Origin of the sequence: Serratia sp. (in: enterobacteria), assembly GCF_046715635.1 — a bacterium.
Classification (GTDB): Bacteria; Pseudomonadota; Gammaproteobacteria; order Enterobacterales; family Enterobacteriaceae; genus Chania.
Genome location: NZ_JBKJYW010000172.1, coordinates 1 through 10,870 on the forward strand (window position 1 = coordinate 1; position 10,870 = coordinate 10,870).

Consider the following 10,870-nt stretch of genomic DNA (forward strand, 5'->3'; position numbering starts at 1 on the left):
ATGCTTGCCGTATTTTTACCTCCATACCCTTTTCGAGGGGTTAGGGCACCCTATTTATGGGTTTTCTATCGCTTGCTATGCTCTTTAAAAGACAAGAGTCTGTTTATTACCGGAACAGATTACCTTCTTCCTCCAGATCAATGGCTTGATCAAGGTCGTTGGGAGTTGGATGGGCCTACCATGGCTAATCTGGGATATGTAGCGCCGAGCCAAGAGTCGTTCGATAAGCATGACTTCAAGATGCTTGACGGTGAACTTTTCACCCGGTTGTTGGACTCCAACCGACATAACCCTATGAGTGCTTTTAATACGTTTCTGACGCAGAGTATTCCAGAGTTGGAAGCCGAGCTTGAGGCTATGTTATTGTCGCCAAGGAACTCAGGGATTGATGCTATCCTCAGTATCTGTAATTGTCCTTCGTTGGAAAATGTGGCTGATAAACTCTCAATTCCGGTCATTCATATTGAAGTGGGTCCGCTACGATCACCAATGTACCTGGGAACTGGATATGTCGATTTTTCTGGCGTTAATGGCAATACGGAGGCCTATTCACGCTATTTGAAGGTTGCTGATGACTACCAGGTTCAGTTGACAATGCCGGAACTGCATCGATTTTTCTCTCAAGTACGCTTGCCAGAAGATAAAGAGGCAGAATTTGATTTCGGCCTGGCGATGCAGGTTGAAGATGATTCTAATATTATCGCCTATAGTCATGGCTTTAATAATTTATCGATGATTTCTTACGCTAACACGTTATGTTCGGATGATCGGCTGCTTATTCGTCCTCACCCAGGGAGCCGTTTCCAACTGAAGGATGGAAATGTAAACGTAGATGATTCTCCGAACAGCCTTGAATTTCTGTTTCGCTGTAAGCAAATTTTGACGATAAACTCGAGCGTAGGTCTTGAGGGATTGCTGCTGCAAAAGCCGGTTCAGGTGTTAGGAGATAGTTCCTACTCTTTTATTGCTGATGCTAAAAGTGAGTCTGAGCGTGCCAATCGTATGGCGTTCTATCTACTCTCTTATCTTGTTCCATTTGATTTTATTTTTGATTCAGAATATTTATATTTTCGCTTGTCGAAACCGGCGGAAATTGACATTGTGAATTATCATATAAATTATTATTTATCGGAAACTGATGCTTTGGTAGGGATGAACAGCATGGCTATGACCGTTGGCGAACTGGTGTCTGAGCGTATCAAACGGGAAAATAATATACGCACGGAAATATTCCGTGTTATTGATGAGCAAGATCAGAATATAAATGATAAGCAGCAGATTATTATTTCTCTAGAGGAGCAGTTGCAACAGCAGAAGCATCAGTTGCAATTGCAAATAGAGGAGAATATCACTCTGCAAGAATCTTTATTACATAAAGATCTGACCTTAAAACAGGCCCAGGCGCATACACAGCAAAGTCAAGATAAAGAACGTGAGTTGCTTGTTGACGAATTAAACAGGGTAATAAGTCAAAAAGAAGAAGCTTTGCATCAGCAGCATGCTGATATGTTAATGATGCGCAAGAGTCTTTCTTGGAAATTAACGATGCCGGTGCGTATGTTGGGGCGGGCAATCCGAGGTGAGTTCTGTGTTATGCGTGATCTGACACGGCATTATTTCACTCATCGTTCAGATAACAGTAGTTCACTGGTATCAAAAATATGGTATGCATTCCGCAATCATCCGCATCCCTATAATGCGCTGGGTAGAAAGGTCAAGACGGCTTTGCGTCTTTTGGCCACGGGCAATCTCTCAGAGTTGACAGCCAGTTTGCGGCGTGTGGCAAAAAATACTGCAGATACGCCAATGCCACTGACGCATATCGATACTCAACACGTTGTGATACTTGCTTCTCGACATACGTTGTATGTTGCGCATCGTGTAGAAAAATCACTCGTTGACCTCGGGCTTGGTGTGACTATTGTACATGCCTATTCTGCCGTTGCGGATAGTGGACAGATGCACATCGTTATTTGCCCTCAAATGTTCCCTGAGCTCCCGAAAAACTATGTGGCTTTCCAAATGGAGCAGTCAATTAACCCTCGTTGGTTTACTGCCGAATACTTCTCCATTTTGAATAATGCAATTGCTGTATTTGATTACTCATTGACCAATATTGAGTACCTTTTGCAGCAAGGCATACCGTATCAAAAACTGTTTTATATGCCTATTTCATCTTATGACAACTATGCAGATCATTTATCTCATACAGGTTATAATTTGCAACCGGCACAAGATGAAAAAGACATTGATGTTTTGTTCTATGGTGACCCAAATTGTGAGCGTCGCCAGAGTTATCTGCGTCAGTTGAGTAAACGTTTTAATGTACACATTGCTTCCGAAGTGTTTGGTCAGGATCTGACCCGGTTGGTACAGCGCGCTAAGTTGATTATCAATATTCATTATTATGAAGATGCTTTGCTAGAAACTACCCGGTTGTATGAAACATTGTCATTGGGAACGCCAATTGTCAGTGAGACCAGTTCTGACATTCAACAACATGATATATTGGCTAATGTGATCGATTTTGCACCGGTTGGTGATGTCAATGCCATGGCTGATAAGATTGCTCAACTGTTGGCTGATAATAACTTCTATGCTCGTCGTCGCCAGGATATTGCCGATTTCACGCGTTCGGACAAGCAGTTTGATGTCTACTTTAAGCGTTATATGCTGGCAAACGATCTGATCGAATTCCAGCAATATAAAGAGAGTGCTGATTTTATTCCTCACAATGAGACTGATATACCAAAACTCTGTTTGTCACTGACGGAAACGCCTGTTCGTAAACAGGCATTCTTGAGTAAGCCGACATATGGTTTTCAGATTATTGAAGGCGTTCGTCATCGGATCGGTTGGATTGGATGTGGAATGAGCTATAAGTACATGTTGTCAACACTGGCCGATCGTCAAACTGAAATGGCGATGATATGTGAAGACGATGTACTGTTCCCGGCTGATTTTGACATCCAACTTGATAAAGTCGTCAAGCATCTGCGTTCAACTGAATGGGGCTGGCATGTTTTTGCTGGTATTATTGCGCATTTACATGAAGATACCCGTGTCCTTGCCGTGAAGGAGATTGACGGTATCGAATACGTTTATATCAACCGTATGACCAGCATGGTAATGAATATTTATTCGCGGCAAGGTATAGAACTTATCAGTCAGTGGGATGAGAAGAATATCGATTCGGCGAACAACACCATCGATCGCTATCTTGAATCTGCGCCTGGCCTGACAGTAGTGACAACATTGCCGTTTATGGTCGGTTACGCCGAGGATCAACATTCAACTTTATGGGGATTTGTCAATACTCAATACACTGACATGATCCGAAGCAGCGAGCAGTTGTTGGCCGACAAAGTGAAGGCGTTTAAAGAGCAACAGGCTAAAGAGGTTGCAGTTTAACCCTAGCTGATTTTGCAAAAAGTGGTGCTGGTTCTCCGTAGACAATCCAGTGCCACTTTTTCCATTTAAGTGAAGTGAATGGGCTCAAAATTCAACCTGCTGGTAGCCATTATGTGACCTATCGCACCAATCACTACCCTGTGGGCACAATCCTGAGTTAACATGTTGGCCACATCAAAAACCTGTTGGCCAAGAGCCGTGATACAGGTGTCATCCTCAGACAGGAGTTCCTAATGTCCAAACAGCAAATCGGCGTTGTCGGCATGGCGGTGATGGGCCGCAATCTGGCTTTGAACATCGAAAGCCGTGGCTATACCGTTTCTATCTTTAACCGTTCAGGCGACAAGACTGACGAGGTTATAGCTGAGAACCCGGGCAAAAACCTGGTTCCGCACTACACCGTCGAAGAGTTTGTTGCATCGCTGGAAACACCGCGCCGCATTTTGCTGATGGTAAAAGCGGGCGAAGCTACGGACAAGACCATTGCCTCGCTGACTCCGCACCTGGATAAAGGCGATATCCTGATCGACGGTGGTAACACCTACTATCAGGACACCATCCGTCGTAACCGCGAGCTGTCTGCTCAGGGCTTCAACTTTATTGGTACCGGCGTTTCCGGTGGCGAAGAAGGCGCGTTGAAAGGGCCTTCAATCATGCCTGGTGGCCAGAAAGAAGCTTATGAGCTGGTAGCACCTATCCTGAAGAAAATCGCTGCTGTGGCTGAAGGTGAGCCATGCGTAGCCTATATCGGTTCTGACGGTGCTGGTCACTACGTGAAGATGGTGCACAACGGTATCGAATACGGTGACATGCAGCTGATCGCAGAAGCCTACTCCTTGCTGAAGCAGGCGCTGAATCTGAACAACGAGCAGTTGGCTGAAACCTTCGCCGAGTGGAACAAGGGCGAACTGAACAGCTACCTGATCGACATCACCAAAGACATCTTCACCAAGAAAGACGAAGAGGGTAAATACCTGGTTGATGTGATCCTGGATGAAGCGGCCAACAAAGGCACCGGCAAATGGACCAGCCAGAGCTCTCTGGATCTGGGCGAGCCACTGTCATTGATCACCGAGTCGGTGTTCGCGCGTTACCTGTCTTCTCTGAAAGACCAGCGCGTAGCGGCTTCTAAAGTGCTGAGCGGCCCGAAAGTTGCAGCCTTCAGCGGCGAGAAAGCCGAGTTTGTCGAGAAAGTTCGTCGCGCTCTGTACCTGGGTAAAATCGTTTCCTATGCGCAGGGTTTCTCTCAGTTGAAAGCGGCCTCCAAGGAAAACAACTGGGATCTGAACTACGGCGAAATTGCTAAGATCTTCCGTGCCGGTTGTATCATCCGCGCTCAGTTCCTGCAGAAGATCACCGATGCCTACGCTGAGAATGCCGACATCGCCAACCTGCTGCTGGCACCTTACTTCAAGCAAATCGCCGATGAGTATCAGCAGGCACTGCGTGATGTGGTTTCCTATGCGGTGCAGAACGGCATCCCAACGCCAACCTTCTCTGCGGCGATCGCTTACTACGACAGCTACCGTTCTGCGGTGCTGCCTGCCAACCTGATCCAGGCGCAGCGTGACTACTTCGGTGCTCATACTTATAAGCGTACCGATAAAGAAGGCGTATTCCATACCGAATGGATGGAATAATCCTGACGTTTGAATAAAATAAAGCCGCCATGGTTAATACCTGGCGGTTTTATTATATCGACCCCTGTCACTTAAAAGAATAAGGGGGTAGGGTGGGTGATTGTGTGCTATATGCATAGGCGATGTAAATGAATCATAAACTCAATCCCTGGTTAGATCTTTGCAGAGCTTTAGCAATATGTCTTGTTTTACTTTCTCATGGCCGTATTTTTCTTAAGCCTGTTTTCCCCGATAGCCAATTATTTAAATTTGGTGGTTTCATGGGGGTTGAGCTTTTTTTTGTTCTTTCTGGCTTTCTTATTGGCAGGATCATTTTTTCAAAGATCGATAGCTCACAGAAACCCTTTGATTGGATTAGTGGCTTTTGGTTTAGACGATGGATGAGGACCTACCCAAGTTACATCCTTTTCTTATTTATCAATATTATTTTGATTACTACCATAAGACAGGAAAGTTTCCCTAACATAGTAGAATTTAGTACTTTCACGCAAAGTCTGCTTTCTCCTCACCCCTCTTTTTTTGGTGAGGCATGGAGTTTGGCTGTGGAAGAAGTATTTTATTTTATCACTCCGCTAGTCATGTCGTTTTCAATACTGCTAACTAAAAACAAAAACGTCGGAGTGTTAATGTCAATGTTTATAATGCTACTGGTTCCCTTGCTCCTGCGAGTTCATGCTACTTTGTATACCAATATGACATTTAATGAAATTAGAACAATTTCATTATATAGAGTAGACTCGATCATGATAGGTGTTGTGTTTGCATGGTTATTTATTCATGACCGGATTAATAAATTTGCAATACTTGGGTTAATACTCATACCCTTAACTGTCTATATTGCTGCAAAGCCTGATGATTATATCGATAAAAGTATTGTGTTGAAAATATTTCTTTTCAATATTTCCAATATTGGTTTTGCATGTCTGATAGTTTCTGGTTATAAGATAAATATCACTGGATTGCTGAGAAAAATTACGGCGTACGTGGCCAGATGGTCATATGCAGCCTATCTTACCAATTTGCCGGTGTTATTAACTATTCGTTATTTTACTCAGCCTCCTATCACCACTTTTAATTGTATCCTTTTATGGGCGACATTTATCTTCTTCACTTTACTCAGTGCTGCTATAGTTTACTCTTTATTTGAAAGAAAAGTTTTGAAATATCGGGATGCGATAAGAGCAAAGTAACAGTGAGTTTCGAATCGAACGGGCGACACGGTAGAGAGCATTACCCTTATTACTTAGTGTTGTAGGAGTGTAGACTTTCCTGCGACTCTAAATAATAAGGGGGGGTAAATATTATAATTTGGCTTTGAGAGCCTATTTCTCGTGCCGTTCGCGCAGGCGACCAATCACCTTACTCAAATCCAGATCCTGATCCTGCAACAGCACCAACAGGTGGTAAATCAGGTCGGAAGCTTCGTTGGTGAGCTCTTCGCGATCGTTCACCGTAGCGGCTAGAGCGGTTTCGACGCCTTCCTCGCCCACCTTCTGTGCAATACGTTTGGTACCGCTGGCATACAGTTTGGCAGTGTACGAGCTATCCGGGCTGGCGGTTTTCCGTGAGGCCAGCAATTGCTCAAGCTGGTACAGGAAGCCCCAGTCGCTGCTTGCCGGATGGAAGCAACTGTCGTTACCCAAATGGCAGGTTGGGCCGATCGGATTGGCCAGGATCAGCAGAGTATCGTTATCGCAGTCTGGCGTAATGCTGACCACGTTAAGGAAGTTGCCTGAGCTTTCGCCTTTGGTCCACAGACGCTGCTTGGTACGTGAGAAGAACGTCACCTTGCCGGTTTGCTCGGTTACGTCCAGGGCAGCTTGATCCATATAGCCAAGCATTAATACTTCGCCGGAAACGGCATGTTGTACGATTGCCGGCATCAGGTTGTCGGTTTTTGCCCAATCCAGCTTAGCTTTCTGTTGTTCTGTTAACACACGCGTATCTCCACGCCTTTCTCTGCCAGGAACCGTTTCAGTTCGCCGATATTGATGATTTGCTTATGGAATACCGAAGCCGCCAGCGCGCCGTCAACGTCGGCATCGCGGAAGGCCTCCAGGAAGTGTTCCATGGTACCGGCACCGCCGGAGGCGATCAGCGGCACCTTGCACACTTCACGTACCCGCTTCAGCTGTTCCAGATCGTAACCGTTGCGTACGCCGTCCTGGTTCATCATGTTGAGCACAATCTCCCCAGCGCCACGCTTTTGCACTTCCTGCACCCAATCGAGGGTTTGCCACTCGGTGACTCGGGTGCGGCTTTCATCCCCGGTATATTGGTTGACGTGGTATTTGCCGGTTGCGGCTTCATACCAGGTGTCGATACCGACCACGATGCACTGCACGCCAAAGCGATCTGCCAGGCGGCTGATCAGCGTTGGGTCGGCCAGTGCAGGGGAGTTGATGGAGATCTTGTCCGCCCCAAAGGAAAGGATCTGGCTGGCATCTTCGGCACTCTTGATGCCACCAGCCACGCAGAACGGGATATCGATCACTTCCGCCACGCGTGATACCCAGCTTTTATCTACCACCCGGCCATCGCTGGAGGCGGTGATATCGTAAAAGACCAGTTCGTCGGCACCTTCCTGCGCGTAGCGCTGGGCCAGCGGCACGATATCGCCAATGATTTCGTGGTTACGGAACTGCACGCCCTTGACCACTTGCCCGTCCTTGACGTCCAGACAAGGGATTATCCGTTTTGCCAACATGCGATAGCCTCCTCAACGCTGAATTTACCGTCCAACAGGGCGCGCCCGACGATCACCCCTTCCACACCACTGCCACGCAGCTGGGCGATATCGTCTAGGTTGCCGATGCCACCAGAAGCCTGGAAGGCGATCTGCGGATAGCGTTGGCACACTTCCTGATACAGCCCCACGTTAGAGCCTTTCAGCGTACCGTCGCGTGAGATATCTGTGCACAGCACATGTTTCAGGCCAAACGGCAGATATTTCTCAACCACCTGTTCCAGCGTGGCCTCCGAGTCTTCCTGCCAGCCGCTGATAGCCACGTTCTTGCGGCCTGCGGCGTCGATGCGTACGTCCAGCGCCAGCACCATGGCATCGGCACCGTAGCGTTCAAACCAGCCCTGTACCAACTCTGGCTGCTTGACTGCGGTGGAGCCGATGACCACGCGCGTGGCTCCGGCTTCCAGCAGTGCCACAACGTCTTGTTCGTTACGGATCCCACCGCCAACCTGTACCGGTACGCTTACCCCGGCCAGCAGTTTACGTAACAGCGGGATCTGGCGAGCCGCCGGATCTTTGGCCCCGGTCAAATCAACCAGATGTAAAACTTGCGCCCCTTGCTGCTGATAGTCTTGCAGACGCAGCAGCGGATCGTTGCCGTAGTCGCGTTGTTGGCCGTAATCGCCCTGATGCAGGCGCACTACGTTACCGTCGATCAAATCCAAAGCGGGAATAATCATGCTGCCTACATCTCCAGAAAGTTCTTCAACAGTTGCGCCCCGGCGTTGCCAGATCGCTCTGGATGAAACTGCACGCCAAAGAAGTTGTCTTTTTGTACGGCGGCGGTGAAGGGCTCGCCGTAGTTCGCCTGAGCGATGGTGCTTGAGCATATCGGCATCGCATAACTGTGAACGAAGTAAAAGTAAGCACCATCCTCGATGCCGCGGAACAGATGATCGCCGGCCTGCGCCGTAACCTGGTTCCAACCCATATGGGGCAAAGGCAGGCCAAAATCGGTCATCTGTGTTACCGGAGTATCGATAATCCCTAGCGTTTTGATACCCCCATTTTCTTCACTGCTGGCTGCCAGCAACTGCATACCCAGGCAGATCCCCAGCACTGGCTGGGTGCAGGCCTTGATCAGTTCTATCAGGTCGCGCTGTTCCAACTGGTCCATTGCCGCCTGCGCAGTACCGACACCAGGCAGGAATAGTTTGTCGGCGCGCAGCACGATCTCCGGATCGCGGCTCACCTGTGGCTGATAGCCCAGGCGCTGCACCGCATAGTTGACCGAGGCGAGGTTGGCGCAGCCAGTGTCCAGGATCACCACGTTCATCACAGCACTCCTTTCGAGCTGGGCAGAGTATTGCCCTCAACGCGGATCGCTTGGCGCAGCGTGCGGCCAAACACCTTGAACAGGCTTTCGACGCGGTGATGGTCGTTTTTGCCTTTGGTGCGCAGGTGCAGGGTGCAGCCCATGGTGTAAGAGAGCGAGCGGAAGAAGTGCTCGATCATCTCGGTGCTGAGATCGCCGACGCGCTGGTAGTTGAACTCCGCTTTGTATTCCAGGTGCGGGCGGCCGGAGATATCCAGGGCGCAACGGGCCAGACATTCATCCATCGGCAACACGAAGCCGAAGCGTGCGATGCCACGTTTGTCACCCAGGGCTTTGCTCAGTGCTTCACCCAGCGCCAATCCGGTGTCTTCCACCGTGTGGTGATCGTCGATGTACAGATCGCCGTTCACCTGAATATCCATCCGGAAGCCGCCGTGGGTGGCGATCTGATCCAGCATGTGGTCGAAGAAGCCGACGCCGGTTTTGATCTTGCTGCCGCCTTCGCGATCCAGCCAGACCTTAACGTCAATCTGTGTCTCTTTGGTCACGCGGTTAACGTGAGCATAGCGATCGCGTTTGGTCAACTGATGGGTGATGGCCTGCCAGCCCAGCGCCTGGCGCTGATAAAGCAACCCCTGAATCCCCATATTGGCCGCCAGTTGGATGTCGGTTTGCCGATCGCCAATCACATAGCTGTTGGCCACGTCCATCACGCCCGGCTCCAGATAGCCTTTGACCATGGCGACCTTCGGTTTACGACATTCGCAATGATCTTCCGGTTTGTGCGGGCAGATCAGGATATCGTCGAATTTGACTCCCTGTGAGCTGAGGATCTGCATCATCAGGTTGTGCGGTGGATCGAAGGTTTCCTGCGGGAAGCTGGCGGTGCCGAGGCCATCCTGATTGGTGATCATCACCAGGATGAAACCGGCTTGCTGCAAGGCCAGCAGGGAAGGGATCACGTCCGGCTCCAACGCCAGTTTATCCAGGCGGTCGACCTGGAAGTCTTCAGGGGGTTCAGCAATCAGCGTGCCGTCACGGTCAATAAAGAGATATTTTTGGCTCACGTTGGCTCCTATGCGCCGGGCAGAGTATTGAGTGCGTCAACGACGCGCTGGCATTCGTTACGGGTGCCGATGGTGATCCGCAGGCAACCGGACAGGCCAGGCTGTTTATTTTGGTCTCGCAAGATAATGCCCTGATCCCATAAGGTTTTAAAGACATGACTTGAGGCGGTAAAGCGAACCAGCAGGTAATTGCTATCGCTGGTGAAGACCTGCTCCACGCAGGCGCAGTCTCGTAACGCCTGCTGTAGCCAGCTGCGGTTGGCGGCAATCTCGGTGACGCGCTGGCGCATAACGCGGATCCCCTCGGTACTCAGCGCCTGGGCGGCAATATCGGCCACTGGGGTCGAGAGCGGATACGGGGCAATCACTTTCAGCAGCAGGGCGATCACGTCCTCATTGGCCAGGGTAAAGCCACAGCGCAGGCCAGCCAGGGCAAAGGCTTTGGACAGCGTGCGTAATACTACCAGGTGCGGATAGTCGCTCAACCAACCGGCAACCGACGCCTGCGGGCAGAACTCGATATAAGCTTCATCGATGGCGACGATAGCTTTGCCTTTGGCCAGTTCCAGCAGGTTGCGCAGATCGTTGGGATCGAGCAGGTTGCCGGTCGGGTTATTCGGGCTGCAGGCGTAGATCAGTTTGACGTTATCCAGGCTGGCGGCAATGGCAGGCAGATCGAGCTGCCAGTCTTCTTTGGCGGCGACCGTGCGGCGCTCTACGCCAAACGTCT

The 10,870-nt window shown here is 49.5% G+C and carries 9 protein-coding genes; 3 read left to right on the forward strand and 6 right to left on the reverse strand.

The features are described 5' to 3' along the window. From ACLQ7H_RS08545 to ACLQ7H_RS08555, 3 genes are all read left to right on the forward strand, one after another. Positions 1-3,411 (forward strand): GT99 family glycosyltransferase N-terminal domain-containing protein (locus ACLQ7H_RS08545; protein WP_411752294.1); only part of this gene is annotated, 3,411 nt, incomplete at its 5' end. Positions 3,412-3,644: 233 nt separating this feature from the next. Beyond that, entirely contained in the window at positions 3,645-5,051 is a 1,407-nt protein-coding gene (gene gndA, locus ACLQ7H_RS08550; protein ID WP_411752295.1) for an NADP-dependent phosphogluconate dehydrogenase, read from the forward strand. Positions 5,052-5,179: 128 nt separating this feature from the next. Beyond that, entirely contained in the window at positions 5,180-6,241 is a 1,062-nt protein-coding gene (locus tag ACLQ7H_RS08555; RefSeq protein WP_411752296.1) for an acyltransferase family protein, read from the forward strand. Between the two features lie 132 nt (positions 6,242-6,373). Here the strand turns inward: ACLQ7H_RS08555 and hisIE are convergent, their stop codons facing one another. The 6 genes from hisIE to ACLQ7H_RS08585 all read right to left on the reverse strand — a co-directional run. Beyond that, positions 6,374-6,988, reverse strand: a complete 615-nt coding sequence (gene hisIE / locus ACLQ7H_RS08560) for a bifunctional phosphoribosyl-AMP cyclohydrolase/phosphoribosyl-ATP diphosphatase HisIE (protein WP_411752297.1) — start codon at positions 6,986-6,988, stop codon at positions 6,374-6,376. Next, a complete protein-coding gene (hisF, locus tag ACLQ7H_RS08565) occupies positions 6,982-7,758 on the reverse strand; it encodes an imidazole glycerol phosphate synthase subunit HisF (RefSeq protein WP_021179972.1) in 777 nt (258 codons plus the stop codon). Before hisF ends, hisIE begins: the two co-directional genes overlap by 7 nt. Beyond that, the gene (gene hisA / locus ACLQ7H_RS08570) at positions 7,740-8,477 is read right to left on the reverse strand and encodes a 1-(5-phosphoribosyl)-5-[(5-phosphoribosylamino)methylideneamino]imidazole-4-carboxamide isomerase (protein ID WP_411752298.1); all 738 of its coding nucleotides are present in this window, start codon (positions 8,475-8,477) and stop codon (positions 7,740-7,742) included. The genes hisF and hisA overlap by 19 nt, the downstream gene beginning before the upstream one ends. Before the next feature lie 5 nt (positions 8,478-8,482). Then, positions 8,483-9,073 (reverse strand): imidazole glycerol phosphate synthase subunit HisH, encoded by a 591-nt coding sequence (gene hisH, locus ACLQ7H_RS08575; protein WP_411752299.1) that lies wholly within the window; start codon positions 9,071-9,073, stop codon positions 8,483-8,485. After that, the gene (hisB, locus tag ACLQ7H_RS08580) at positions 9,073-10,140 is read right to left on the reverse strand and encodes a bifunctional histidinol-phosphatase/imidazoleglycerol-phosphate dehydratase HisB (protein WP_411752300.1); all 1,068 of its coding nucleotides are present in this window, start codon (positions 10,138-10,140) and stop codon (positions 9,073-9,075) included. Before hisB ends, hisH begins: the two co-directional genes overlap by 1 nt. An 8-nt stretch (positions 10,141-10,148) precedes the next feature. After that, the coding region (locus ACLQ7H_RS08585) for an aminotransferase class I/II-fold pyridoxal phosphate-dependent enzyme (RefSeq protein WP_411752301.1) at positions 10,149-10,870 on the reverse strand (722 nt) is incomplete at its 5' end.

Excerpts from the sequence above, each read along its gene's own strand:
- gndA (WP_411752295.1), top strand. The coding sequence starts at position 3,645 with ATGTCCAAACAGCAAATCGGCGTTGTCGGCATGGCGGTGATGGGCCGC.
- ACLQ7H_RS08555 (WP_411752296.1), top strand. The coding sequence starts at position 5,180 with ATGAATCATAAACTCAATCCCTGGTTAGATCTTTGCAGAGCTTTAGCA.
- hisF (WP_021179972.1), bottom strand. The coding sequence starts at position 7,758 with ATGTTGGCAAAACGGATAATCCCTTGTCTGGACGTCAAGGACGGGCAA.
- hisA (WP_411752298.1), bottom strand. The coding sequence starts at position 8,477 with ATGATTATTCCCGCTTTGGATTTGATCGACGGTAACGTAGTGCGCCTG.
- hisH (WP_411752299.1), bottom strand. The coding sequence starts at position 9,073 with ATGAACGTGGTGATCCTGGACACTGGCTGCGCCAACCTCGCCTCGGTC.